At 74.7% G+C, this 24,782-nt stretch carries 18 protein-coding genes and 1 pseudogene; 8 read left to right on the forward strand and 11 right to left on the reverse strand.

All coding sequences use genetic code 11. The features are described 5' to 3' along the window. Positions 1–23: 23 nt before the first annotated feature. Both MNZ27_RS08580 and MNZ27_RS08585 read left to right on the forward strand, forming a co-directional pair. On the forward strand, positions 24–722 hold the full coding sequence (locus MNZ27_RS08580) for an ABC transporter ATP-binding protein (protein WP_242393631.1): 699 nt from the start codon (positions 24–26) through the stop codon (positions 720–722). Continuing rightward, on the forward strand, positions 703–1,503 hold the full coding sequence (locus tag MNZ27_RS08585; protein WP_242393632.1) for an ABC transporter permease: 801 nt from the start codon (positions 703–705) through the stop codon (positions 1,501–1,503). Before MNZ27_RS08580 ends, MNZ27_RS08585 begins: the two co-directional genes overlap by 20 nt. Positions 1,504–1,561: 58 nt before the next feature. Here MNZ27_RS08585 and MNZ27_RS08590 read toward each other — a convergent pair whose 3' ends face one another. The 5 genes from MNZ27_RS08590 to MNZ27_RS08610 all read right to left on the reverse strand — a co-directional run bounded on the left by MNZ27_RS08590 (position 1,562) and on the right by MNZ27_RS08610 (position 5,334). Then, a complete protein-coding gene (locus tag MNZ27_RS08590; protein WP_242393633.1) occupies positions 1,562–1,909 on the reverse strand; it encodes a TraR/DksA family transcriptional regulator in 348 nt (115 codons plus the stop codon). Between the two features lie 20 nt (positions 1,910–1,929). Next, positions 1,930–2,847: a pirin family protein gene (locus tag MNZ27_RS08595; protein ID WP_242393634.1), complete on the reverse strand. Its 918-nt coding sequence runs from the start codon at positions 2,845–2,847 to the stop codon at positions 1,930–1,932. Between the two features lie 146 nt (positions 2,848–2,993). Beyond that, positions 2,994–3,410 (reverse strand): large conductance mechanosensitive channel protein MscL, encoded by a 417-nt coding sequence (mscL, locus tag MNZ27_RS08600; protein ID WP_242393636.1) that lies wholly within the window; start codon positions 3,408–3,410, stop codon positions 2,994–2,996. A gap of 165 nt (positions 3,411–3,575) precedes the next feature. Further along, the gene (locus MNZ27_RS08605) at positions 3,576–4,067 is read right to left on the reverse strand and encodes a hypothetical protein (protein WP_242393637.1); all 492 of its coding nucleotides are present in this window, start codon (positions 4,065–4,067) and stop codon (positions 3,576–3,578) included. Positions 4,068–4,323: 256 nt separating this feature from the next. Continuing rightward, positions 4,324–5,334 (reverse strand): DUF3187 family protein, encoded by a 1,011-nt coding sequence (locus MNZ27_RS08610; protein ID WP_242393638.1) that lies wholly within the window; start codon positions 5,332–5,334, stop codon positions 4,324–4,326. 471 nt (positions 5,335–5,805) lie between these two features. Between MNZ27_RS08610 and MNZ27_RS08615 the strand changes: the two genes are divergently transcribed. The 3 genes from MNZ27_RS08615 to MNZ27_RS08625 all read left to right on the forward strand — a co-directional run bounded on the left by MNZ27_RS08615 (position 5,806) and on the right by MNZ27_RS08625 (position 9,915). Then, positions 5,806–6,228, forward strand: a complete 423-nt coding sequence (locus tag MNZ27_RS08615; protein ID WP_242393639.1) for an Hsp20/alpha crystallin family protein — start codon at positions 5,806–5,808, stop codon at positions 6,226–6,228. Further along, on the forward strand, positions 6,225–8,762 hold the full coding sequence (lon, locus tag MNZ27_RS08620) for an endopeptidase La (protein ID WP_242393640.1): 2,538 nt from the start codon (positions 6,225–6,227) through the stop codon (positions 8,760–8,762). The genes MNZ27_RS08615 and lon overlap by 4 nt, the downstream gene beginning before the upstream one ends. Positions 8,763–8,901: 139 nt before the next feature. Then, positions 8,902–9,915: a DUF2239 family protein gene (locus tag MNZ27_RS08625; protein WP_242393641.1), complete on the forward strand. Its 1,014-nt coding sequence runs from the start codon at positions 8,902–8,904 to the stop codon at positions 9,913–9,915. 24 nt (positions 9,916–9,939) lie between these two features. On the opposite strand, the gene MNZ27_RS08630 is transcribed toward MNZ27_RS08625, so the two are convergent. Then, positions 9,940–10,926 carry a GlxA family transcriptional regulator gene (locus MNZ27_RS08630; RefSeq protein ID WP_242393642.1) on the reverse strand — a complete coding sequence of 329 codons (987 nt, stop codon included), beginning with the start codon at positions 10,924–10,926 and terminating at the stop codon, positions 9,940–9,942. Between the two features lie 212 nt (positions 10,927–11,138). Between MNZ27_RS08630 and MNZ27_RS08635 the strand changes: the two genes are divergently transcribed. After that, positions 11,139–12,434, forward strand: coding sequence for an MFS transporter (locus MNZ27_RS08635; protein WP_242393643.1), 1,296 nt, complete (start codon positions 11,139–11,141; stop codon positions 12,432–12,434). 52 nt (positions 12,435–12,486) lie between these two features. Here the strand turns inward: MNZ27_RS08635 and MNZ27_RS08640 are convergent, their stop codons facing one another. From MNZ27_RS08640 to MNZ27_RS08650, 3 genes are all read right to left on the reverse strand, one after another. Then, positions 12,487–13,788, reverse strand: a complete 1,302-nt coding sequence (locus MNZ27_RS08640; RefSeq protein WP_242393644.1) for a glycerate kinase type-2 family protein — start codon at positions 13,786–13,788, stop codon at positions 12,487–12,489. Between the two features lie 157 nt (positions 13,789–13,945). Continuing rightward, entirely contained in the window at positions 13,946–15,790 is a 1,845-nt protein-coding gene (locus tag MNZ27_RS08645; RefSeq protein ID WP_242393645.1) for a transketolase, read from the reverse strand. Between the two features lie 94 nt (positions 15,791–15,884). Beyond that, positions 15,885–17,978: a cation:proton antiporter gene (locus tag MNZ27_RS08650; protein ID WP_242393646.1), complete on the reverse strand. Its 2,094-nt coding sequence runs from the start codon at positions 17,976–17,978 to the stop codon at positions 15,885–15,887. A 205-nt stretch (positions 17,979–18,183) separates the two neighbouring features. On the opposite strand from MNZ27_RS08650, the gene argG reads away from it, so the two are divergent. Further along, complete coding sequence (gene argG, locus MNZ27_RS08655) at positions 18,184–19,548, forward strand: argininosuccinate synthase (protein ID WP_242393647.1); 1,365 nt, start codon at positions 18,184–18,186, stop codon at positions 19,546–19,548. 31 nt (positions 19,549–19,579) lie between these two features. Here argG and MNZ27_RS08660 read toward each other — a convergent pair whose 3' ends face one another. Next, on the reverse strand, positions 19,580–21,895 hold the full coding sequence (locus tag MNZ27_RS08660; protein ID WP_242393648.1) for a nitric-oxide reductase large subunit: 2,316 nt from the start codon (positions 21,893–21,895) through the stop codon (positions 19,580–19,582). A 123-nt stretch (positions 21,896–22,018) separates the two neighbouring features. On the opposite strand from MNZ27_RS08660, the pseudogene MNZ27_RS08665 reads away from it, so the two are divergent. Further along, positions 22,019–22,594: pseudogene (locus MNZ27_RS08665) on the forward strand (RIO1 family regulatory kinase/ATPase domain-containing protein); the annotation flags it as partial. A gap of 133 nt (positions 22,595–22,727) precedes the next feature. On the opposite strand, the gene MNZ27_RS08670 reads toward MNZ27_RS08665, so the two are convergent. Further along, entirely contained in the window at positions 22,728–24,737 is a 2,010-nt protein-coding gene (locus MNZ27_RS08670; RefSeq protein ID WP_242393649.1) for a glycosyltransferase family 39 protein, read from the reverse strand. Positions 24,738–24,782: the final 45 nt, after the last annotated feature.

The raw sequence follows: 24,782 nt of genomic DNA on the forward strand, positions 1-24,782 counted from the left end.
GCGCGCGGATAGGCTGCGCCGCCATGGACGCGCCAGGCACCGCCCTCCTCCGCGCCGAGCGGCTGACGCGGGTCGTCGCCGGCCGCGCCATCGTGGACGGGATCTCCGTCGAGGTGGCCGCGGGCGACGTGCTCGCGGTGGTGGGCCCGAGCGGCTCGGGGAAGTCGTCGTTCCTGCGCCTGCTCGATCGGCTGGACGAGCCGACGGGCGGGACCGTCTACCTCGGGGGCCGGGACTACCGCGCGCTCCCCCCGCGCGAGCTGCGGCGCCGGGTCGGGATGGTGATGCAGGCGCCGGTGCTGTTCCCGGGGACGGTGGCGGAGAACGTCCGGTTCGGCCCGGCGCAGCGCGGGGAGCGGCTCCCGGACGCCGACGTCGCCCGGCTCCTCGCGCTGGTGGGGCTGCCGTCCTTCGCCGATCGCGCCGTGGACCACCTCTCCGGGGGCGAGGCGCAGCGCGTGTCGGTGGCGCGGGCGCTCGCGAACCGGCCCGAGGTGCTCCTGCTGGACGAGCCGACGTCCGCGCTCGACGACGCCTCCAAGCGCGGGATCGAGGCCCTCGTCACCGAGGTGGTGCGGGCCCGCGGCCTGACCTGCGTGGTGGTCACCCACGACCTCGCCCAGGCGGCGCGCCTCGCGCGCCGGGTGATGGTGGTCGAGGCGGGGAGGGTGAGGCGCGTCGGACCGCTCGAGGAGGTGCTGCGTGCTGAAGGGATGGATTGAGGATCCCACGCTCCTGGGGCTCGCCCAGGCCGGGGTCGCCGCGGCGCTGGCGTTCGCCGTGGTGCTCCTCGCGCGGCGGCGGCGCATCCACGTGGAGGCGGACGCGGCCGTCGCGCTGGTCCGGGGGCTCGTCCAGATCGCCCTGGTGGGCTCGGTCCTCGCCGCGCTGATGCGCGGCCCGCGGTGGACGAGCGTCCCGCTCCTCGCGGCGATGATGGCCGCCGCCGCCGCGACCTCCATGCGGCGGGCGGGGCGGATCCCCGGCGCGTTCCGCGCCTCGCTCGCCGGCGTCGTCGTCGGCTCCGGCGGGGTGATCGCGCTCATGACCCTCGCCGGCGTGATCGCCACCGACCTCGGGACCCTCGTCCCGGTGGGCAGCATGCTCGTCGCCAACGCGATGAACGCCAACGGCCTCGCCCTGGATCGCTTCCGCGGCGAGGTCCAGGCGCACGTCGCCGAGATCGAGACCGCGCTCGCCCTCGGCGCCGCCCCGGAGGAGACCGTGGCGCGCTTCGTCCGGTCGTCCTACGAGGCGAGCCTCATCCCCGCCATCGACAGCCTGCGCTCCCTCGGGATCGTCTGGATCCCCGGGCTCATGGCCGGGATGGTGCTCACCGGCGCGCCGCCGCTCGCCGCGGCGATCTACCAGTTCGTGGTCCTCGCGACGATCCTCTCGTCGTCCGCCCTGAGCTGCCTCGTCAGCACCACCCTGATCCGCAAGACCGCGTTCTCGCCCGCCGAGCAGCTCGTGCTCCGGGGGGGCGCCGCCGGCCGGGGGTGAGCGTGCGCGGCGCGACGGGGCGCGCGTCGCGCGCGCCCGGCGCGAGCGGGTGGCGCCATCACTCCGCGTCGGCGGCGTCGCGGGCCCAGGGGACCGCGGCCAGGCGCTCGTACGGGATCGGGTCGCCGGTCGTCTCGCCGATGCCGTAGGTCCCGGCGTCGAGCTTGCCGAGCGCCCGCTCGATCTCGGCGAGCAGGGCGCGCTCCCGCTCGCTCACCCCGAGCTCCTGGTCCGCGTCCGCCGCGCGCTGGGCCGACTCCTCGAGCTCCGCGGGCTCGTCGCGGGGCGGCGCGGGCAGCTCGGCGGTGTCCCGCACCACGCGGGTGAGCCGGGCGCGCTCCGCCTCGAGGCGGCCGCGGAGCGCGTCGAGCTGGGCCTTCGTGAGGTTCGACTGGACGGTGGCCACGTTCCCTCCCGTTCCGCGCCTCAGCGGCCGCGGACCTTGACGAACGTCCCGCGCTCGAGCTCGTCGAACGCGGTCCGCAGCTCCTCCTGCGTGTTCATCACGATGGGGCCGTACCAGGCGACCGGCTCGCGGATGGGCTCGCCGGAGACGAGGAGGAACCGCACCGGCGCCTCCTCCGTCGTGACGTTCACCGAGTCGCCGTCGCCGAACAGCACGAGGTGGCGCGGCCCGATGAGCCGGTCGCGCTCCATGTCGAAGTAGTTGGCGCCCTCCTCGTCGTAGCCGTACGGGTCCTTCTGCTGGCAGAACACGCCCCGGCCCTCGAAGACGTACGCGAACACGGTGTGGCCGCGGGCGGTGCGGTGGTTGAAGGAGGCGGCCGGCGGGACCGTCACGTCGAGGTACTCGGGACCCGTCACCACGTCCCGCACCGGCCCGGTCACGGCGCCGACCCGGCCGGCGACGATCCTGATCCGCGCGCCGCTCCGGTCGTCGGTCACCTCGGGGATGTGGCCGCTCGCGACGCCGCGGTAGCGCGGGTCCATCATCTTTCGCGCGGCCGGCAGGTTGGCCCAGAGCTGGAACCCCTGCAGCGCGCCCTGCGCGTCGCCCCGCGGCATCTCCTGGTGGACGATGCCGCTGCCGGCGGTCATCCACTGGACGTCGCCCGAGGCGATCACCCCGCGGTTGCCGAGGCTGTCGCCGTGCTCGACCTCGCCGCGCAGCACGTAGGTGATGGTCTCCATCCCCCGGTGCGGGTGCCACGGGAACCCCTTCACGTAGTCCGACGGCACGCTCGAGCTGAAGTCGTCGAGGAGGAGGAAGGGATCGTAGAGCTGCGGGGAGCCGAAGCCGATGGCGCGGTGCAGGCGGACGCCGGCGCCCTCGACGGTGGGCCGGCCCTTCACGACCTTTCGGATGTGCCTCGGCTCGATCACGGCGCCCCCCTGGCCGGCGAGCGCGAGCCTTGCGCTCCTGCGGCGCGGGCGACCTCCGGCGCGCCGGCCCTGCTCCGTTCCTATCTCCTCGCCGCTCGGGATGCCGGGGCGCGCGCAGGGGCGCCCCGAGCGAGTCGTCTCGATGGCTAGATCGGGGTGGCGGCCGGCCCGACCGCGGCGGTGCAGTGGGCGCACCGCCGCGCGCCGACGGGGATCTCGCTCAGGCACTCGGGGCACTTCCGCGTCGTGGGATCGGGCGGCGGCTCACGGTGCGACCGGGCGACGAGCGCGTTCACGGGCAGCACGATGAAGAAGTAGACGGCCGCGGCGATCAGGACGAACGAGAGGACGGCGTTGACGAAGTCCCCGTAGAGGAAGCGGCTGCCGTTGAGCTCGAACACGAGCGCGGAGAAGTCCGGCTTCCCGACGATCGCCGCGATGAGGGGCGTGAGCAGGTCCTTCACGAGCGCGGAGACCACGGCTCCGAAGCTCGCGCCGATCACCACGCCCACCGCCATGTCCACCACGTTGCCGCGCAGCAGGAACTGCCTGAAGCCCCTCATGACGCCTCCGGAGGGCGGACGAGCGGCGCGAGGGTAACGCCGCGCAGCGATCCTACGGCCGGCTGGTTGGGTGCGAGCACCGCCCGCACCCGCATGGACGGCGGGCGCGCTTCCTCGGCGCTCGTGCCGCGGCGCCCGGGCGGGGCGCGCCGGCGGCTCCTCGCGCTACGACCTGCGGGACGCGAGGCCGCTCCGGCCGGCCTGGCGAACCGCCATCACGGCGATCCCCGCGAGCGTCGCGCGGGCGGTGGGGCTCGACAGGATCCCGCCCGTCTCCGGCGTGGACTCGCTCGCCGCGAGGAACTGGCGGATCATCCCGCGCCGCTCGCCGTGCATGCGAGAGAGGAGGCCGGCCAGCTTCCGGGGCGCGTCGAGCCCCTCCTCGTGCACGCCGGGGTAGTTCAGATCCTGGCGCCGCCCGTTGGCCTGCATCTCGCTCACGAGGGCGCGGCGCTCCTGCGAGCTGAGCCGGTCGAGGCTGGCGAGCGCCGCCTCCTCGAACGCGGCCGGCCCGATCTCGTCCACGATCCGGTCGTACAGCGAGATCGTCTCGTCGTCCTGCAGCGTGTCCCAGGGAGCGCCCTGCTCCCACCGCCGCGCGAAGTCCTCGAACCGGTCCTTCCCGACCTCCTGGAGCAACGAACCGAGCATCTCCATCGCCGTCTCCTCTCTCTCGATCTCAATCTCGCGAGGGCCGGGGTCGGCGACAACGCTTGGTCGGGACGGGCGCGCCGGGCGCCCGAGGGGGGGACCGAGCGGGAGGGCGCACGCCGAAGCGCCCGGCCGTGCGAGCCTCGTCCGGAGCGGTCTCCCGCCTCCCGGACGAGCGGCGAAACCAAACGGCCGATCACGATTCGAGAACGGTCAGCGGGAGGGGCCCCACCGAAGGCGTTCGCGGATCGCGAACCCTCGTCTAGCGCCGCCAGGCCATCTCGAGCACCGCCGTGATGTCCGCGCCGCGCGACGGCTGGAAGACGTTCTCCACGAGCGCGAAGGTGAGGGAGGTCCGGCGCGAGGGCGCCGCGGACACGCCGGCGAGCACGTACCAGGTCGAGCCGTCGATCTGGTCGAGCCCCGTGCCGCGGAGCGCCGAGGTGTGGACGCTCCCCTGGAGCTGCGCCGAGAGCCACGAGGTGAAGCGGTGCGCGGCGCCGAGCTGGAGCGCCGCGTGGGGCCGGGTCGAGATGCGCGCGCTCGTGTACGTCCCGCGCAGCGGGACCATGAGATCGCCGGTGACGCGCAGCCTGGTGTCGCCGAGGTCCCAGGCGCCGAGGAGCCCGGCGCCGAGCTCGACCCCGCCGCTGCCGAAGGGGACGTCCGCCGTGGGGATCTTCACGGCCGCTCGCCACGAGAGCGCCGTCCCGCCGCGTCCCCCGGCGATCGGCGCCTTCACGGCGGCCCACACGTCACCCGGGCCGCCCTCGGTTCCCGTCCAATCGACCCCCCGGCCGTCGGAGCGGACGACGCGGAAGCGCGCCTCCCCGGGCGGCGGACCCGTGCGGAGCACGTTCACCGAGGCGAAGACCGACTCGACGGCCTTGATGGGCCGCCACAGGAACCCGGCGTAGTCCACGACGCCGGGGACGGCGAGCTGCAGCTCGAAACCGGGCTCGAACCCGCGCCGCACGAACAGCGCGGGCGCGGCCTCCTCGATCGAGACGTCCACCGAGAGCGCCGGGGAGCGCCCGCGCATCAAGCTGTTCGAGTACAGCGTGCGCAGGCCGATCTCGGTCCGCCCCGCCCGGAGCGGCACCGGATCGTCGAACGGGAGCTGCAGGAACGGCCGCGCGAAGGGCGACGGCTCCTGCCAGGGCACCACCCGGGGCGGCGGTGCGTCCTGTCCGGCGGCGGGGAGGGCGAGCAGCGCGGTCGAGAGCGCGCCGAGCGCGAGGACCCACCCCGGCACGCCTCGCCCCGGCTCCATGGACACGCGCACCTCCGCCTCGTCTCGAGATGTGTCGTCACGCGGCCGGTCGGCGGCGGCCCGCCGAACGTGGGAGCCCTGCTCCGCGGACGGGGTTCCCGCGGAGTCACCCGTGTCGCGGGCATCGCGCCGGAAGCCTTCCGCCGCGCGCCGGTTGCCCGCAGGGCGATGGTGAAGCGCGACGGTCGGGAGCGTGCCGCGGATCGCCGCCGGATACACGGGCGGAGACCCCCTGTGCCCCGTCAGGTAATCACTCCGGGTGCGTCTCGCCGTCGGTCGAGGTGTCGCCCGCCGAGAGACGTCGCGATCCCCGAGCGGGGCGGTGTGCGGCGCCTCGCTCGGATCGCCGCTGCCCCGCGCAGGGAGGGTGCGTCGAGGCGCCGCGACGCGAGCGGGGACGCGACGAGTCGTTGGGCCGGTCACCCTCCCGGTCCCGCGTCGCCGCGGCGCGAGGCGCCTACTCTACGTGGGATGCGCTTCACCCACCTGCGGATCCGGTACGGCCGCGCGGTCGGCACGCTCGGCGCCTCCACGTTCTCCGCGGCGTGGTCCGCGCTCTCCACGGCGGTGCCGGTGGCGGCGCCGCTGTGGCGCCCGCCGTGCGACGTGCTCGAGAGCGCCGACGCGTGGACCCTCCGCGCCGAGCTCGCCGGGCTGGCGGAGGAGGAGCTCGAGATCGCCGTCTACGAGGACTCCGTCGTCATCCAGGGGACGCGGCCGTGGCCCGGGGTGGTGCCGGGCGAGCGCGTGCACCTCGCGGAGCTGCGCTACGGCCCGTTCCGCGTCGAGCTCGCGCTGCCCGACGAGGTCGATCGGGACGCGGTGCGGGCGGGCTACGACCGCGGGCTGCTCACCGTGCTGCTCCCCAAGCTCCCGCGGCGGCTCTCGCCATGACCCCCGACCCCGGATCGCAGGCGCCCGGCGGCGCGCCGGAGATCCCGGACCTCCTCCCGGCCATCCCGGTGCGGGGCCGGGTGGTCTACCCGCTGACCTTCCACCCGCTGGCGATCGGGCAGGAGCGATCGGTCCGCGCGCTCGAGGACGTGATGCGGACGCACCGCATCTTCGCGGCGCTCACGGTGCGCGACGAGAAGGCGCCGCCCGAGGCGGGGCCCAGGGACGTGTACGAGATCGGCTGCGCCGCGCTCGTGCAGCAGCTCGCGCGCGCGCCCGATGGCACCTACCGCGTGGTGATCCAGGGGATCGAGCGGATCCGCGTGGCGAATTTCGCCCGGACCGACCCCTACCTCATCGGCCGCGTCGAGCGCCTCGCCTGGCTCGAGACGCCCGGCACCGAGACCGAGGCGCTCGTGCGCACGGTGCGCGACCTCTTCCACCGCGCGGCGGCGCTGGCCGGGCTCCCGGACGAGCTCGTCGGGAGCGTGGACGCGCTCGCGGATCCCCGGGCCGTCGCCTACCTCGTCGGCACGACGCTCCCGTTCCCGCTGCCGGCGCGGCAGGATCTGCTCGAGATCGGGGACACCGCGGGGCTGCTGCGCAAGGTCGTGGAGCTGATGCAGCAGGAGATCGCGGTCGGCGAGACCCAGGCGCGCATCGCCGACGAGACGCGGCGCGAGCTCACCCGCGCGCAGCGCGAGGCGATCCTGCGCGAGCAGCTCCGGACCATCCAGCGCGAGCTCGGCGAGGAGGCGCCCGAGGCGGAGGAGGCGCGCGCGTTCCGCGAGCGGCTCGAGAAGACGACCCTCCCGGCCGAGGCGCGTCGCGAGGTGGAGCGCGAGCTGTCCCGCCTCGAGCGGATGACGCCGGCGTCGCCCGAGTACGGGATGATCCGGACCTGGCTGGACTGGGTGCTCGCGCTGCCGTGGGGACGGACGACGGGCGGGGCCATCGACCTCGTGGAGGCCCGGGCCGTCCTCGACGCCGATCACTACGACATCGACGAGGTGAAGGAGCGGCTCCTCGATCACCTCGCCGTCCGGAAGCTGCGGGCCGAGCGCGCCGCCGCGCCCGCCCCGCCCGCGCCCTGGATGGGGCCGGCCGGCGGGCCGGCGCTCGAGGCGCCCGCGTCGCCCGGCGGGGACGGCGCCGCGACCCCCGCCCCGCTCCCGCCGCTCGGGACGGACGAGGAGAGCCGGCGCGAGCCGATCCTCTGCCTCGTGGGGCCGCCGGGCGTCGGCAAGACCTCCATCGGCCAGTCGATCGCGCGCGCGATGGGGCGGCGCTTCGTGCGCCTCAGCCTCGGCGGGGTGCACGACGAGGCGGAGATCCGCGGCCACCGGCGCACGTACATCGGGGCGATCCCGGGCCGCGTCATCCAGGCCATGCGCCGCGCCGAGGTGGCGGATCCGGTGATGATGCTCGACGAGATCGACAAGCTCTCGGCGAGCTTCCAGGGCGACCCGGCGGCGGCGCTGCTCGAGGTGCTCGACCCGGCGCAGAACCAGTCGTTCACCGACGCCTACCTCGGCATGCCCTTCGACCTCTCGAAGGTGCTCTTCATCTGCACGGGCAACACCGTCGAGACCATCGCGCCGCCGCTCCTCGACCGCATGGAGGTGGTGGCGCTCTCGGGCTACACCGAGAGCGAGAAGCTCCAGATCGCGCGGCGGCACCTCCTGCCGAAGCAGCTCCGCGCCACCGGTCTGCGCGAGGGCGAGCTCGAGATCGACGACGCGGCGCTGCGGCGCATCGCCCGCGAGTACACGCGCGAGGCCGGCGTGCGCGGCCTGGAGCGCGCGATCTCGGCGGTGGCCCGCAAGGCGGCGCGGCGGATCGGGGAGGGCGGCGCGACGCCGATCCGGGTGGGCGCCGAGGCGCTCCCGGAGCTGCTCGGGCGGCCGCGCGTCCACCCCGAGACGGCGGAGCGGATCGACCGCCCCGGGATCGCCACCGGCCTCGCCTGGACGCCGGCGGGCGGCGACGTCCTCTTCATCGAGGCGGCCATCATGCGCGGCCGCCCCGAGCTCGTCCTCACCGGCATGCTCGGCGACGTGATGCGCGAGTCGGCGATGGCGGCGCTCACCTACGTCCGCTCCAACGCCGAGCGGCTCGGCGTCGATTCCGGGGCGTTCGAGCGGCGCACCGTCCACGTGCACGTCCCCGCGGGCGCGATCCCGAAGGACGGCCCCTCCGCCGGCGTCGCGCTGATGACCGCGATCGCCTCCGCCGCCCTCGGCGTGCCGGTCCGCCACGACGTGGCGATGACCGGCGAGATCACGCTCCGCGGCAAGGTCCTCCCCGTGGGCGGGATCAAGGAGAAGGCGCTCGCCGCGTTCGGCGCCGGGGTGAAGACCGTCATCCTGCCGCGCCGGAACGAGGAGGACGTGCAGGACATCCCCGAGGAGGCCCGGCGCGGCCTGCGGATCGTCCTCGTGGACTCCGCGGAGGAGGTGCTGCCCGTCGCGCTGGTCGAGCGGCCCGCCACGCTGGCGGGGGCGAAGGCGGGCGCGCCGCCGGCGGCGTCGTGAGGGCGGTCGAAGCGCGGCGGCGGCCCTGTCCCCGTGGCCGGCTCGCCGGGTCGTGGCCCGGGAGGCCGGAGCGAGGGTCTCCTCTTATTACCCGGCGAATATTGATTTTCGAATTATGCCCGGGTATAACGCGTCTCCCATGGAGAACGACGCGACCTACCTGGTGTTCGCCGGCGCCCGTCGAATCGCCTCCGGCTCGCTCCGTGACGTCTTGCCCGTCCTGAAGCGACGGTTCGACCGGGATCGCTCGGAGCTGGTGCTGGTGTTCGAGGTCGAGACCGGGCGGCAGGTGGACTTCGATCTGCGCGGCTCGCTCGACGACGTGCTCGAGCGCGAAGCGCAGCGATCCCGGCGCGGGCCGGGACGGCCGCGGCTCGGGGTCACGAGCCGGGAGGTGTCGCTCCTGCCTCGTCACTGGGAGTGGCTCGCGGAGCAGCCCAACGGGATCTCGGGGTCCCTTCGACGCCTCGTCGAACGGGCGAGCACGACGCACCCCGGGAAGGAGCGAGCACGGCGGATTCGCACCGCGCTGAGCCGGTTCCTCTCCGCCATGGCGGGGGATCGCCCCAACTACGAGGAGGCCTGTCGCGCGCTCTTCGGCGGCGACACGAAGCGCTTCGAGGCCCTGGTCGAGCGCTGGCCGAAGGACGTCCGGGAGCACGCGCTTCACGGGGCGCGCGAGGCGGCGCGCGCGGACGAGGAGCCGCTCGAAGCCCCTGCGGGCGAGGCGGTCGTCGCGGAGCTCTACCGACTCGTCTGGAGCCAGGGCGACTACCGGGCCATCGGCAGGCTGATCGCTCCGCGCTACGCGATTCACTCCGATCCCGGCGATCCCTGGGACGGGCAGACCCTCGACCGCGAGACCTACGAGGAGCGCGTCGCGTACTCCCGGACCGCGTTCCCGGACCTGGTGTTCACGACGCACGAGCTCGTCGTGGCCGGGGATCGCGTCGCGGTGCGGTGGAGCGCCGAGGGAACCCACGCTGGAGACCTGCGGGAGCTCCCTGCGACGGGCGAGCGTCTCACCTTCGCCGGGCAGACGATGTACGAGCTGAAGGACGGCCAGGTCGCCGGCCACTGGCAGATCGTCGACCGCCTCGGTTTCGTGCGGCAGCTCCGGGGCTCGGCGCCCACGGGGCGAGCGAGCCGGTGAGGCGACACCGGCCGGGAGCCCCGATCAGCTCCGCCCGGACCCGAAGCGCGCCCGGTACTCGCGCGGGCTGAGGCCGATCCGGCGGGCGAAGGCGCGGCGGAGCACCTCGGCCGTGCCGAAGCCGGCGGCGTCGGCGACCTGCTCGACGCCGTCCGTCGTCATCTCCAGCAACCGGCGGGCGGTCTCCACGCGGACGCGCTCCACGAACGCTGCGGGCGAGACGCCCACCTCGGCGCGGAAGACGCGGCTGAAGTGGCGCACGCTCATCCCGGCGCGGCGCGCGAGCGCGGGGACGTCCAGCGCGGCGTCGGGGTGCTCGACGATCCAGGCCTGGAGATCGCGGATCGGCGCGCGCGCGGCGAGCTGGGACGCGAGCTGGGCGCTGAACTGCGACTGCCCGCCGGCGCGGCGGACGAAGACCACGAGCCACCGCGCGACGGCGAGCGCCACCTCGCGGCCGAGATCCTCCTCGACGAGGGCCAGGGCGAGGTCGATGCCCGCGGTGACACCCGCCGACGTCCAGAACCTGCCGTCGCGCACGTAGATGGGGTCGCGCTCGACGCGTACGCCGGGATGCGTCGCGGCGAGCTCGTCGCAGAACGCCCAGTGCGTCGTCGCCCGCCTCCCGTCGAGGAGGCCGGCCGCGGCCAGCACGAACGCGCCCGTGCACACGGCCGCGACGCGCCGGGCGCGGCTCGTCGCGCGCACGACGGTTCGCAAGATCGCTCGGTCCTGCGCCGCGCGTCGCGCTCCGACGCCGCCGGCCAGGATGAGCGTGTCGATCGGGGCGCGGGCCGACGCACGTGCCAGCGCGACCTCCGGGAGGATGCACAGCCCGCTCTCCGTGCGCAGGGCTCCGCTCGTCGCGCCCGCCACGATCGGCTCGTATCCGGGATCGCGCGCGCCTCGCTGCTCGAGCATCTCGCCGGCTGTCGCGAAGACGTCGAGCGGACCCACCACGTCGAGGGTCTCGCAGGCGTCGAAGGCGACGATCACCACGCGACGTCGCATCGGGCATGGAGCATGCCGCGTCGCGCCGCGTGGCGCAACGAGGGTGATCGCGCGGATCGAGCCATCGCGCTCCGCGGTCTCAGCATTCACGAACGGTCGCGACGGGCATCGCGCTGCGTAGCCGAATAGGTCCGATCGCCGTCCTTGTGCCATGCGGACGGAGCGCGCCAGCATCCGGGCGAAGCGGCGACACATGACGCGGGAACGACGACATGGGCACGACGACCACGGGATCACCGACGAGCCGCGCCAGGGCCGGCCGTAGCAGCACCCTGCGCAACGTCGTCGCCTTCTGCTTGATGCTGGCGCTGTCCGCCTTCGGGTACGAGTTCGTCTTCCTGATCCTGACGGTGCACGTCTACGACCTCACCCACCGGGCGTTCTCGGTGGGGGTGTTCACCGCGATCACGTTCCTCCCGAAGATGTTCTCGGCCGTCTACGGCGTGCTGGTGGACTGGTACGACGGACGGTGGATCCTCGCCGTCAACGCCGGGCTGGTCGGGGTCCTGGCCTTCGCGCTCGGGGTCGCGGAGCACGTGACCGCGATCTGCGTCCTCTGGTTCGTAGCCACGATCTTCATCATGTTCATCAACACGACCCGCACGGCGCTGATGGCCGTGATCATGCCCGCCGGCGACTACCCGTGGGGCAACTCGGTGATCCTCGCCATCCTGAACGCGGCGCGGATCGGGGCGCCGGCGCTGGCGGGGCTCGTCATGCGCCGGCTGGACGAGCAGGTGCTCATGCTGGTCGCGAGCGGAGGGTACGTCCTCTGCGCCGCGTCGAGCCTGGCGCTCGAGGCGCCACCCGCTTGCGTCGAGCGTTGCGAGGCAAACGACGCCGTCGCCGGGCGCGGGGTCGCGAGGCCGCGCGCGACCGCCTCCTCGCTGAAAGAGGGGCTCCGCTACATCGCGCAGAGCGGCAGCATCCGGCGCCTCGGGGCGATCGGCGTGTGCTGGCGGCTCTTCCTCGGGATGCAGCTGTCGCTCTTCGTCGTCTACGTCACGCACCACCTCGGCCGGTCCGAGGCGGAGTACGGCGTCTTCATGACCGCCGTCGCCCTCGGGAGCCTGGTCGGGAGCGTGATCGGGCCGTTCGTCGCGAGGATCTTCGACGAGAAGCGCCTCATCATGGCGGGGCTGGTGCTGCACTACGCGTCCTTCGGCGCGCTCGGCCTTGTCGCCGACTACCAGGTCGCGCTGGCGGTCGCGTTCGCGTCGTTCTGCGTCTTCTACGTGACCGTCGTCGGGATCCACTCCCTCCGCGACAGGTCCACGAGGGCGGACGTCCGGGGGAGGGTGTACGGGGCGAGCACGTCGATCTTCACGCCGCCGACCATCGTCTCGATCCTGGTGGGCGGCTACCTGGCGGATGTCGTCGGCGTGAACATCGTCTTCGCCTGCTCGGGCGCGCTCGCCGCCGCGAGCGCGATCTGGATCGTGTGGAACCTCGAGGTGCCGGCCCGCGTGCCGGCGCTCGCCGCGGCGGCGGACGAGGACCCAGAGTGAGCGGGCGAAGTCGCGGCGTGACCGTGCTCCCGGCGGACGCCGGAGCGGTCCGTCAGCCTCCGGCGGGCGGCGGCGCGGGCGCGTCGATCAGGATCGCCCGGAAGTCGTTCACGTTGGTGCGCGTCGGGCCGGTCACCACGGAGTCGCCGAGCGCGGAGAAGAAGCCGTGGGCGTCGTTGTCGTCGAGCCGCTCGCGCGGCCGGAGGCCGAGGGCCCGGGCCCGCTCGAGGGTGTCGGGCCCGAGGAGGGCCCCGGCGATCTCCTCCTGGCCGTCCACGCCGTCGGTGTCGGCGGCGATGGCGTGGATCGCGGGGTGACCGCGCAGCGCGAGGCCGAGCGCGAGCAGGAACTCGACGTTGCGCCCGCCGCGGCCGTGGCCGCGGACGGTCACGGTGGTCTCCCCGCCGGAGAGCAGCACGCACGGCGGCCGGAACGGCTGGCCGCGATCGGCCACCTGCCGCGCCACCGCGGCGAGGACCGCGCCGACGTCCCGCGCCTCCCCCTCGATGGCGTCGCCGAGGACGTGGGCCGGGATCCCGGCCGCGCGCGCCTCCGCGGCGGCCGCCTCGAGCGCGCGCTGGGGCGTCGCCACGAGCCGCGCCTCGGCGCCGGCGAGCCGCGGGTCGCCGGGCTTGACGGTCTCGCCCGCCCCGCTCTCGAGCAGGGCGCGGACCCGGTCCGGCGTCGCGACGCGGTGGCGCTCCAGCACCGCGAGCGCGTCCGCGCAGGTGGTCGGGTCGGGCACCGTCGGGCCGGAGGCGATGTCCACCGGGTCGTCGCCCGGGACGTCCGAGACGAGGAGCGACAGCACGCGGGCGGGGTGGCACGCGGCGGCGAGCCGGCCGCCCTTGATCGCCGAGAGGTGGCGCCGGACGCAGTTCGTCTCCGAGATGGTCGCGCCGCTCCGGAGCAGCGCCGCGGACACGCGCTGCTCGTCCTCCAGCGTGAGGCCGGGCGCGGGGCTCGGCAGGAGCGCCGACCCGCCCCCGGAGATCAGGCCCAGCACCAGATCGTCCGGGCCGAGGCCGGACACCTTCTCGAGGATCCGGCGGGCCGCCTCGAGCCCGGCCGCGTCGGGGACCGGGTGGGCCGCCTCCACGATCTCGACCCGCCGGCACGGGACGGCGTATCCGTAGCGCGTCACGACGAGCCCCTCGAGCGGCCCCTCCCAGTGGTCCTCGACCGCCCGGGCCATCGCCGCCGAGGCCTTCCCGGCGCCCACGACGACGAGGCGACCCCGCGGCGTCGGGGGGAGGTGCGGGGGGACGCACCGCTCCGGCGCCGCCGAGGCGATCGCCGCGTCGAGCAGGCTGCGGAGCAGCGCGCGGATCTCGGGAGAGGAGCGAGGCGTCATGGGGCGCTCGGCTCGAGCGGGGTCGTCCTCCGTCACGCCCTCGCGTCGAGCGCGCGCGGACGCAGCGATGATCGTACCTCCGCGGTAACGGGCCGCGCCACCTCCACGCGACCGGGCATCCCGTCGCGAAGACGTTCGAGCCGGACGAGGGAGCGCCTCATCCCGGCCGCGCGATCCGCTTCACCGCCTCGACGATGGCGTCCGCCCCGATGCCGGCCGCGTCGAGGAGCTGCTGCGACGTGCCCGAGTGCGGCATGCCCCGCACGCCGAGGCGCGTGATCGCCGGCGCGGGCCGGCCGGCGAACACCTCGCACACCGCGTCGGCGAGCCCGCCCTCCGGCCAGTGGTCCTCGACGACGACGAGCCGCCCGCCGCACTCGCGCGCGCACGCCTCGACCGTCGCGGCGTCCACGGGCTTCACCGAGTAGAGGTCCACCACCCGCACCGCGACGCCGCTCGCCCGGAGCAGGTCGTGCGCCCGGAGCGCCTCGTGCAGGGTGATCCCCGCGGCGAGGACGGCCGCGACGTCGGCGCCCGACCGGCGGAGGACCTTGCTGCCGCCGATGGGGAACCGCTCCTCCGGGCCGTACAGCACGGGCGTCTTCTCGCGGGTGGTCCGCAGGTACGCGACGCCGCCGCGGTCCGCGAGCTGGCGCGTGAGGTCCGCCGCGGTCGTGGCGCAGGACGGGTAGAGGACCGTGCTCTCCGCCACGGCGCGCATCATCGCGAGGTCCTCGAGCCCCATCTGCGAGGGGCCGTCCTCGCCGATGGAGACGCCCGCGTGAGAGCCGACGAGGCACAGCCTCGCCCCCGAGATCGTCGCCATCCGGACCTGGTCGTGCGCGCGGGTAAAGAAGGCCCCGAACGTGGCGGCGAACGGGACCAGCCCGAGGACCTGCATCCCCACCGCCGCCGACACCATCTGCTGCTCGGCGATGTACATCTCGAAGAAGCGCTCCGGGTGGGCCTTCGCGAACCGGTCCGTGTACGTGGAGTTGCCCACCTCGCCGTCCAGGGCCACCACGTCGTCCCGCGCGGCGCCGAGGGCGCGGAGCGCGTCGCCGAACGCCGCGCGCGTGGCGACCTGGGCGCCGAGCTCGTAGCGCGGCGGTTCGAAGGGCCCGCGGCGCGGCGCGCGGAGCGGCGGGGACGGGCGCGGCGCCACCGGCGACACGACGAGATCGCCGGGGGGGTCCCCGAGCTCCGCGAGCGCCCTCGCGGCCTCGTCCGGCGAGAGCGCCTTGCCGTGCCACCCCTCCCGGTCCTCGACGAACGAGACGCCGGCCCCCTTCCGCGTGCGGGCGACGATCAGCACCGGACGGTCGGAGCCCTCCGCCTCGGTGTACGCGCGGTCGATCGCCGGGCGATCGTGGCCGTCCACGACGAGCGCGCGCCAGCCGAAGGCCCGGGCGCGCGCGGCGTAGGCCTCGCCGTCCCACTGGAGCATGGTGGGGCCGCGCTGGCCGAGGCGGTTCATGTCGAGGATCCCGACGATCGTCCGGAGGCCGTAGTGGCTCCCGAGCTCGAAGGCCTCGTAGACGCTCCCCTCCGCCATCTCGCTGTCGCCGAGGAGCACCCAGCAGCGGAGCTCCCGTCCGAGGAGGCGCGCCGCCAGCGCGACGCCGACCGCCGTCGGCAGGCCCTGCCCGAGGGAGCCGGTGGCGATCTCCACGGGCGGGAGCGCGGGCGTCGAGTGCCCCTCGAGCCGGCTCCCGAGCTTGCGCAGCGTGAGGAGCTCCGCGTCCGAGATCACGCCCGCGGCCTTGAACATGGCGTACAGGAGCGGCGCCGCGTGCCCCTTCGAGAAGACGAGCCGGTCGTTGTCGGGGCTCCGCGCGTCCTTCCAGTCGGCGTGGAGGTGATCCGCGAGCAGCACGGCCATGAGGTCCGCGGCGGAGAGGCTGGAGGTCGGGTGTCCGGAGCCCGCGGCTGTCGTGGCGCGGATGGAGTCCGCGCGGAGCTGGGCGGCGAGGGAGGCCCAACGGTCGGTCGAGGCGGCCATCACCGCCAAGGTGGTCCCGCTCCGCCGGCGGGGCACCCTGGGAGCCTGCGCGGGGGCGGCTCGGGGAGCGGGCGGTCGGCCCCCCGTCGTGGCGTCACGCGCTCGCGGCGGCGCCTGGCGCGCCCCCGACGGTGCTCGCCCCGAGCAGCTCGCGCGCCGCGGCGATCGCCTCGTGCGTGCCGGCGAGCGCGAGGAGGTCGCCGGCGCGGAGCCGCTCGCTCGCGGTGGGCACCATGACCGACGCGCCGCCGCGCGAGATCGCGATCACGGACGCCCCGCTCCGGCCGCGGAGGCCCAGCTCGGACAGGCTCCGACCGACGGCGGGGCTGTCGGCGGAGAGGCGCACCACCACCGGCTCGCCGAGCCCGGGGAACATCGCCCGGAACGGCCCGAGCGCGTCCTCGCCCGGGCCGGCGGCCCCCGCCGCGCCCTGCTTCGCGAGCGCCTCGACGATCACCTGGGCGCCGGCGCGGACGTGCCCCTGAAGGTTGGCGGCGCTGCGCCAGAACGCGATCCCGAGCACCACGATGGCGGCGGCGAGGACGGCCGCGCCCGGCGCCCCCGGGAGGAACGGCTGGGTGAGGGCGACGATCGGGACGAGGACGAGCACCGTCGCGCCGAGCTGGACGGTGGCGACCAGGGCGCGGCGCGGGGCGGCGGCGAGGTCCGGTCGGCCGGCCGCCGCCTCGGGCAGCGCCCCCGCGGCGAGGGCGAGCCCGAGCCCGCGCGCGTTCCGGAGGAGCCCCACGCAGAACGGCACCGCGAGGAGCGCCGCGACGCTCCAGAGGGCGACGCGCGAGGCCCCCGGCGCGAGGCCGACCGTCGCGGCGATCCACCGCGACGCGGGCGCGCTCGCGACCGACGCGCCGATCACGATCGCCGCGACCCCGGCCGAGTCCACGGCGAGGGCGCGGACGATCCGCCGGACGCGTCCTCCGACGGTGCCGCGCCGCGGGGAGGCCCGGACCTGCTCCACCCAGCTCCCGTACAGGGCGACCACCGTCTGGAGCCGGCGCGGCAGCTTGCGGTCGATCCAGGCCGCCACGCGCTCCGAGCCGCCGATGAGCCAGGGCGTGGTGAGGGTGGTGAACGCGGAGACCGCCACCGCGACCGCATACAGGAAGTCGCGCGTCGCGCCGAGGGAGGTCCCGAGCGCCGCCAGGATGAACGAGAACTCGCCGATCTGCGCCAGGCTCATCCCCGCCTTCACCGACGTCCGGACGCCGTGTCCGGTGAGGAACGCGCCGACCGCGACGGCGGCGGAGTTGCCCACCATCACCAGCGCGACGAGGGCGAGGGTCGCCCCCCAGTGGCGCGCCACCAGGGCGGGGTCGATGAGCATGCCGACGGACACGAAGAAGATCGCGGCGAAGAGGTCCCGCACCGGCCGCACCAGCCCCTCGATGGCGTGGGCTTCGCCCGACTCGGCGACGAGGGAGCCGGCGATGAACGCCCCGAGCGCGACCGAGTAGCCCGCCGCCACGGCGAGGTACGCGATCCCGAAGCAGAGGCCGAGGCTCGCGACGAGGAGCGTCTCGGGGGAGCCGCGCCGGCTCACGTACCGGATCGCGCGCGGGACGACGAGCATCCCGACCACGAGGAGCGCGACGAGGAAGGCGCCGAGCTGCCCGAGGGTGGTCCCGAGCCGGCCCGCGGAGAGGCTCGCCCCCGTGGCCACGGCGGTGAGGATGGCCATGAAGAGGATCGCGAGCAGATCCTGCGAGAGGAGGATGCCGACCACGAGGTCCCGGAGCGCCCCCTTCACCCGCAGCTCGTCGAACGCCTTCGCGACGATGGTGGTGCTCGAGATCGAGACGATGGCGCCGGCGAACACGCTCTCGAGCGTGGTCCACCCGAAGGCCCGGCCGGCCACGAAGCCCAGCCAGACCATGATGCTCGCCTGGATGAGGGCCGTGAGCCCCGCGGTCGGGCCGACGCGCACGAGCTTGCGGAGGTTGAACTCCAGCCCGAGGGCGAACATGAGGAGGATGACGCCGAGTTCGGAGAGGGTCTGGATGGTGCGCTGATCCGCGACGAGCGGGACCGGGACGTGCGGGCCGACGATGAGCCCGGCGAGGATGTACCCGAGGACGACCGGCTGGCGCAGGCGCTGGAACAGCACCGTCGTGATCGCGGCCACGCAGAGCACCACCGTGAGCGCGAGCAGGAGGGCCGGGGTGCCGTGCATGCCCTACGAGTAGCATCCCTCGCCGTCGGTGGCCTCCCGGCCGACCCGGCCGAGCGCGGCGGCGGCCGCACGCGGGGCGCGAGGCCGCCGGGCCAGGCCGTGCGGGTCCCGCGGCCCCGGACGCGCCGGGCGAGCGAGGGAGCGCCGCGCCTCGGGACAACCGCACGCTGGAATGCGGCCGCGTTTTCTGCTACGTCGCCGGACCATGAGCCGGATCTACAAGTCGCTCCCCCCGAAGGGCACCGCCATCGGCATCGCGTTCAGCGGCGGCCTCGACACCCGCTGCGCCGTCGCCTGGATGTCCGAGCAGGGGATGTCCGTTCACGCGTACACCGCCGACCTGGCGCAGCCGGACGAGTCCAACCCGGCGGACATCCCGCCGATCGCGCGCCAGCACGGCGCCGTGGCGGCGCGGCTGGTGGACTGCCGCGACGCGATGGTGCGCGAGGGGATCGCCGCGATCCAGTGCGGCGCGTTCCACCTCTCGTCGGGCAGCAAGAAGTACTTCAACACCACCCCGCTCGGGCGCGCCGTGACGACCACCGCCATCGTCCGCGCCATGCGCGAGGACGACGTCCACGTCTTCGGCGACGGCTCCACGCACAAGGGGAACGACATCCAGCGGTTCTACCGCTACGGCATCCTCGTCGACCCCCAGCTGCGCATCTACAAGCCCTGGCTCGACCAGGCCTTCGTGACCGCCTTCGGCGGCCGCAAGGAGATGAGCGAGTACCTCGAGCGCCGGAAGCTGCCCTACAAGATGGGCAAGGAGAAGGCGTACTCGACCGACGCGAACGTGCTCGGCGCGACGCACGAGGCGAAGGACCTCGAGCGGCTCGACTCGAACATGCGGATCGTGGAGCCGATCATGGGCGTCGCGCACTGGCGCCCCGAGGTGCCGGTCAAGACCGAGGAGGTCACGATCGTCTGGGAGCAGGGCATGCCGGTCGAGCTGAACGGCACGCGCTTCGGCTCGCCCTACGAGCTCTTCCTCGAGGCCAACCGCGTCGGCGGGCGCCACGGCCTCGGGATGAGCGACCAGATCGAGAACCGGGTCATCGACGCGAAGAGCCGCGGGATCTACGAGGCGCCGGGCATGGCGCTCCTGCACCTCTCCTACGAGCGGCTCCTCTCGGCCATCCACAACGAGAACACGCTCGACCTGTACTTCACCCTCGGCCGGCGCCTCGGCCGGCTGCTCTACGAGGGGAAGTGGTTCGACCCCGAGGCGATGATGCTCCGGGACGGGCTGACGCGCTGGATCGCCCCGGCGGTCACCGGATCCGTCACGGTCGAGCTGCGCCGCGGCGACGACTGGACGATCCTCGCCACCAAGGCCGAGTACATGAGCTACGCCCCCGAGAAGCTCTCGATGGAGCGCGTGGCGGAGCCGGCCTTCACGCCGGAGGACCGGATCGGCGCGCTCGAGCTCCAGAACCTGAGCGTCGGCGACAACCGCGGGCTGCTCCTCCACCACCTCGACGCCGTGCGGAAGCTCGGCGCCGCGCGCGGGGGGCCCAGCCTTTCCGCGCTCCTCGGCTCCGGCGAGGAGGACGAGGAGAAGAAGTAGGAGGGGCAGGCGAGCCGCCGGAGGCTCGCCGCTACTCCTCTCGCGCGGCGGGCGCCGCGGCGGGCTCGCCGCCGGGGCCGGTGACCTCGGTGAAGAGCGGGCTCGCCGCCTCCGCGCGCGGGGCCGGGGCGGGGGCGGGCTGCGCCGCCGCGCGGACGGCGCGCCAGCAGAGGACGAGGAGCGGCAGCACGCCGCCGACGATGAACAGGGCGTCGCCGGGCAACCGCGCCCACTCGAACCACGACAGCGGCCGGCCGGCGAGGAACTCGAGCTGGCGGGCCTCGAAGTAGCCCACCGTGACGGATCGGTAGAGCTGCAGGACGCCGATCGGGAACAGCGTCGCGAAGACCATCCAGGCGAGGCCGACGTTCAGCGACCAGAAGCTCACCGCGGCGAGGCGATCCGACCACCGGTCTGCGGGGACGAGGTAGCGGATCGCGAAGAGCGCCAGCCCGACCGCGAGCATGCCGTAGACCCCCATCATCGCCGCGTGGCCGTGGTTCGCGGTGAGGGCGGTGCCGATCTGGTAGTAGGAGACGATCGGCAGGTTGATGAGGAACCCGAACACCCCCGCGCCGACGAAGTTCCAGAAGCCGACCGCCCCGAGGAACATGACCGCCCAGCGGTGCGGGAAGCGGCGCGCGCCGAGGTGCTGCGCCTGCCCGAGGGTGAGGAAGCTCCACGCCTCCACCGTGAGGAAGGTGAGGGGGATCACCTCGGCGGCCGAGAAGAACGCGCCGAGCGCCATGTGCTCCGCCGGCTCCCCCGAGAAGTACACGTGGTGCATCGTCCCGACCACGCCGCCGATCGAGTAGAGGATCGCCTCGAGGTAGACGAGCCGGAGCGCCACCCGCTCCGCGACGACGCCGAGCAGCACGAACAGGTACGCGACCATGACGGTCGTGAAGAGCTCGAGGAAGTCCTCGACCCACAGGTGAACCACCCAGAACCGCCAGAAGTCGGTGACGGTGAAGTGGCCGCGCGGACTCGCGAGCAGGCCGACCGCGTAGAACGCCGGGATCGCGAGGGCGGCGTAGAAGAACAGCCACGGCATGTTGCCGAGGTGCTCCCGCGCGAGGCGCGGGCGCAGCGTCCGGTAGAGCAGGGCGACCCAGGCGAACAGGCCGAGCACGAGCAGGACCTGCCAGAGGCGGCCGAGGTCGAGGTACTCGAACCCCTGGTTGCCGAGCCACGCGCTCCGGGTCCAGCCGTGAATGCCCGCCAGCTCGCCCACGGTGCTCCCGACGACCACGACGGCGAGGGCCGCGAGGAGCGCCAGCGCGAGGAGGTGCTGGTTGCGCGGCTCCCTGCCGGCGATCATCGGCGCGAGGAAGATCCCCGCGGCCAGGAACGAGGTCGAGACCCACAGGATCGCGAGCTGCACGTGCCAGGTGCGCACGAGGTTGAAGGGCAGCAGCGCGGCGAGGTCGATCCCGAAGAAGTTCGAGAGCTCCGCGCGGTAGTGCTGCGTCGCGCCGCCCACGAGCGTCTGCGCGAGGAAGAGGAGCGTCATCACCAGGAAGAACCAGGCGGTGACGCGCTGGGACGGGGTGAGCGAGACCTCGCCGGGCGGGCGGAAGGCGAGGGTCTGCGCCTCGCGCCCCTTCCATCCGAGGAAGCGCCAGCGGCCGAACGCCGCGAACAGGAGGCCGGTGCCGCCGAGGAGCGCCACGAGCGAGAGCACGCTCCACACGATCATCGGCCCGGTGGGGCGGTTCCGGACGAGGGGCTCGGGAGGCCAGTCGTTCGTGTACGAGTAGTCCGCGCCCGGGCGCCGGGCCGACGCGGCCCAGGCGGTCCAGCCGAAGAACGCCGTGAGCTGGCGGCGCTCGACGGGGGTGGGGAGCAGGTCCCGCGCGAGGCCGGTCCTGCTGCTCGGCTGGGCGAACAGCTCGCCGTAGGCGCGCTCCAGCTCGGGGAACGCCGCGGCCTGCCCCGCCGTGAGGCGGAGCGTCCCGGTGGTCGGGTCGTACCGGTTCACCCGAAGCTCCTCCCAGGTGCGCGGGCCGCCCTCGTCCTCGGGCTCCCCGTTCCGGCGCGCGACGATCCGCGCGGACCGGCGGAGGTAGTCCGCGGTGAAGTCCGGGCCGAGGTAGCCGCCGTGGCCGAACACCGAGCCGTACTCCATGAGCCCGCGCCGCAGGAACAGTTGCTGCCCCTCGAGCACGTCCGCGCGGGTGAAGAGGACCCGCCCGTCGGGAGCGAGCGCGCGCTCCGGGATGGGCGGGGACGCGGTGTAGGAGCGGACCGCGAGGATCCCCAGGATCCCGAACCCCACCACGAACACGAGGATCAGCGCCTGGATCCACCCGCGCGACACGAGGAGCTGGGTCCTGTGGGTCTCCATGGCCGTCCCCCGGAAATGCACCCACGATGTGGACGTCGGGCGGCCGGCACAACCGGACGGGCGCCCCGCCGCGCGCTCCGGGTTGACCCGGGGCGGCGACTCCTCTAATCCTCTCGGGCTCGAATGGTCGATCCCCTCGAACCCCTCCTCGCGGACGGTGTCATCGACGAGGTCGTCTCCCGGCTGAAGAGCGGCAAGGAGGCCGATCTCTGGCTCGTCCGCCAGGGCGGCGAGATCGTGGCCGCGAAGGTCTACAAGGCACGCGAGACGCGCAGCTTCCGCAACGACGCGAGCTACCGCGAGGGCCGGCGGGTCCGCGACACGCGCATGCAGCGGGCGATGGATCGCGGCACCCGCTTCGGCCAGAAGGCCGCCGAGGAGGCCTGGAAGTCGAAGGAGGCCGACGCGCTCTGGGCGCTCCACGCGGCCGGCGTGCGCGTCCCGAGGCCGGTCACGTACTACGAGGGCGTCCTCCTGATGGAGCTCGTCGTCGACGCGGACGGCCACCCCGCGCCCCGGCTCGTGGACGCCAGCGTCACCCGCGAGCAGGCGGCGGCGCTCTACGCCGACCTCCGCGGGCACGTCGTCCGCATGCTCGGCTGCGACCTCGTGCACGGCGATCTCTCGCCGTACAATGTCCTCCTCGGCCGGGACGGCCCGGTGATCATCGACTTCCCGCAGGTGGTCGGGGCCGCCCACAACGGTCAGGCGGAGTCCTTCCTCGTCCGCGACGTCGAGAACCTGCGCCGCTTCTTCGCGGCGCTCGACCCGGCGCTCGAGGCGGCGCGGGGCGACGCCCGCGAGATCTGGCGCGCGTACGAGCGGCGCGAGCTCACTCCGGATTTCGTGCCGTCGGGCCGGCCCCCGGAGCGCCGGACGGACGGAGCCCCGAGGCCGGGCCGGCCTCCCTCGCCGGGCCGCGATCCGCGGCGGGAGCGGCCGCAGCCGAGCGCGCAGCCTCGGCGGCATGGGGGGCCGCAGCCGCTCGCCCAGAGGTCGGACGCGCACCCGCAGCACCCCGCGCAGCGCCGGCCGGAGGCGCAGCAGGGCCAGCCGCGTGGGCAGCCGACCGCGGGTCGCCAGCCGCACGGCGGCCCCGGCCCGCGCCCCATCGGGCGGCACGAGCCGGGTCGCCGGCGCGGCGCGCCGATGCCGGAGGTGATCCGCGTGATGCGCCCTCCGCTCGCGCCGCCGGCTCCGGCGGGGAGCGGGGCGCCGGGCGCGATCGGGGCGGGGCCGCACCCGGCGTCGCAGACGCACGGGCGCGAGGGGGACGGTCGCCTCCGCCCTCGCCGTCGGCGCTGGCGGCGCTGAGGGCGCCCGCACCCGCACGCGCAGCGGTCGCCGCCGCGTCGGGAGGTGGCGCCCTCGGCGAGGCCGCGGCGCCGCGACGTTCCTCGAACCCGAGGCAGCGCCAGAAGTGGAACGTGCGGACCGTGCGGCCGCCGCGCGTCACGGGCAGCGCGCCGGCCGGCTCGCAGCGCGCGAAGGGCTCGCGCGGCGGCGCGTACCGCTGGTCGTCGCAGAAGTAGATCGCGTCCTCGCCGCGCCGCGGCCGCGCCCAGTCGTCGTACGCGTCGTCGCGCCTCCCGCCGAGGCGCGTCACCTCCAGGCCCGGCCCCGCGTGGAACGCCGCGAGGGCCGAGAGCTGCAGGCGGTGGGAGTACACGAACACGCGGCCCGGGCGCGGCATCGTACGGGCGAGCGCGCGCAGGCGCTCCCCGACCGCCCGCCAGCCGTGCAGGTCCGTGGCGAGGTCGGTCCGCGGCGGGATCGGCACCACGGGCGTCAGGGCCTGCACGTCCATCAGGAGCGTCACCGCGGCGGCGAGCACGAGGGGCGCGGCGCGGAGCGCCGGCGAGCGCCAGCGGAGGAGCAGGTCGGCGCCCGCGACGACGAGCGTCAGGAACGCCGGTGTGAACCAGTTCGGGTTCACGTACGTGAACAGCGAGGCGGCCGCGAAGAACGCCAGCATCACCGCGCTCGCGGCGGCGAGGAGCGCGTGCGCGTCGCTGCCCGCGCGGCCGAGCCGCGCGCTCCGGACCAGCCCGCCGAGGCAGACGATCCAAAGGAGCGGGGTGACGCTCTGCTGCGCGACGAGGAACCGCGGGACGGTGCGCCATGGCCGGAACGCGCCGCCGAACCGGTCCACGGACTGGAAGGCGAAGGAGGTCCAGCCGTGCGCCGCGTTCCACGCGACGACGGGCGCGAACAGGGCGAGCATGATCGCGAGGGCGATCCACGGCTCGCGGCGCGCGAGCCAGGGGCGGTGCCGGGGCTGGAGGAGGAACAGCAGGATCGCCGGCGGCAGCAGGGCGAAGGTGTACTTCGAGAGCATGCCGAGCCCGGCGGCGACGCCGGCGAGGTACCACAGGCGAGGCCGCCCGTGGACGGCGCGCCACACGAGCGCCAGCGTCGCCACCCACAGCGACAGGAGCGGCGCGTCGGGCGTGGTGAAGACGGCCCCCAGCCCGAAGAGCGGCGCCGCGTTCAGCGCGGCGACGCTCGTCCAGGCGAGCTCCGCGCGGCCGGGGAACAGGTCGAGCACCAGCCGGAACAGCACCGCGGAGGTGAGCAGCGAGAGCAGGAACGCCGGGAGGTGCACCGCGAGCGCCGTGTCGCCGAGCAGGCGCGTCGACGCCGCGAGCGCGAAGGCGACGAGCGGCGGGTGGTCGAAGTAGGCGGGGGCGAGCCGCCGTGACCACTCCCAGTAGTACGCCTCGTCGTTGAACAGCCCGAGCCACGGCAGGAGGAGGAGCCGCGCCACGACCACGATCCCGATCACCGCCGGCGCGACGAGGCCGCGCGCGCCGGCGCCCGGGGTGGCGATCTCGCGGAGCATCGAGCGCTACCTTTCGAACGCCCGGCGCCGCGCGCCACGCCCACG

Source organism: Anaeromyxobacter oryzisoli, from assembly GCF_022690765.1.
Classification (GTDB): domain Bacteria; phylum Myxococcota; class Myxococcia; order Myxococcales; family Anaeromyxobacteraceae; genus Anaeromyxobacter; species Anaeromyxobacter oryzisoli.

What these genes read in the sequence shown, in the direction of transcription:
- MNZ27_RS08610 (WP_242393638.1), bottom strand. Translation starts at nt 5,334, where the DNA reads ATGGAGCCGGGGCGAGGCGTGCCGGGGTGGGTCCTCGCGCTCGGCGCG.
- lon (WP_242393640.1), top strand. Translation starts at nt 6,225, where the DNA reads ATGACCCCCGACCCCGGATCGCAGGCGCCCGGCGGCGCGCCGGAGATC.
- MNZ27_RS08650 (WP_242393646.1), bottom strand. Translation starts at nt 17,978, where the DNA reads ATGCACGGCACCCCGGCCCTCCTGCTCGCGCTCACGGTGGTGCTCTGC.
- MNZ27_RS08640 (WP_242393644.1), bottom strand. Translation starts at nt 13,788, where the DNA reads ATGACGCCTCGCTCCTCTCCCGAGATCCGCGCGCTGCTCCGCAGCCTG.
- MNZ27_RS08605 (WP_242393637.1), bottom strand. Translation starts at nt 4,067, where the DNA reads ATGGAGATGCTCGGTTCGTTGCTCCAGGAGGTCGGGAAGGACCGGTTC.
- mscL (WP_242393636.1), bottom strand. Translation starts at nt 3,410, where the DNA reads ATGAGGGGCTTCAGGCAGTTCCTGCTGCGCGGCAACGTGGTGGACATG.
- MNZ27_RS08625 (WP_242393641.1), top strand. Translation starts at nt 8,902, where the DNA reads ATGGAGAACGACGCGACCTACCTGGTGTTCGCCGGCGCCCGTCGAATC.
- MNZ27_RS08635 (WP_242393643.1), top strand. Translation starts at nt 11,139, where the DNA reads ATGGGCACGACGACCACGGGATCACCGACGAGCCGCGCCAGGGCCGGC.
- MNZ27_RS08615 (WP_242393639.1), top strand. Translation starts at nt 5,806, where the DNA reads ATGCGCTTCACCCACCTGCGGATCCGGTACGGCCGCGCGGTCGGCACG.
- MNZ27_RS08660 (WP_242393648.1), bottom strand. Translation starts at nt 21,895, where the DNA reads ATGGAGACCCACAGGACCCAGCTCCTCGTGTCGCGCGGGTGGATCCAG.
- MNZ27_RS08580 (WP_242393631.1), top strand. Translation starts at nt 24, where the DNA reads ATGGACGCGCCAGGCACCGCCCTCCTCCGCGCCGAGCGGCTGACGCGG.
- MNZ27_RS08645 (WP_242393645.1), bottom strand. Translation starts at nt 15,790, where the DNA reads ATGGCCGCCTCGACCGACCGTTGGGCCTCCCTCGCCGCCCAGCTCCGC.
- argG (WP_242393647.1), top strand. Translation starts at nt 18,184, where the DNA reads ATGAGCCGGATCTACAAGTCGCTCCCCCCGAAGGGCACCGCCATCGGC.
- MNZ27_RS08630 (WP_242393642.1), bottom strand. Translation starts at nt 10,926, where the DNA reads ATGCGACGTCGCGTGGTGATCGTCGCCTTCGACGCCTGCGAGACCCTC.
- MNZ27_RS08670 (WP_242393649.1), bottom strand. Translation starts at nt 24,737, where the DNA reads ATGCTCCGCGAGATCGCCACCCCGGGCGCCGGCGCGCGCGGCCTCGTC.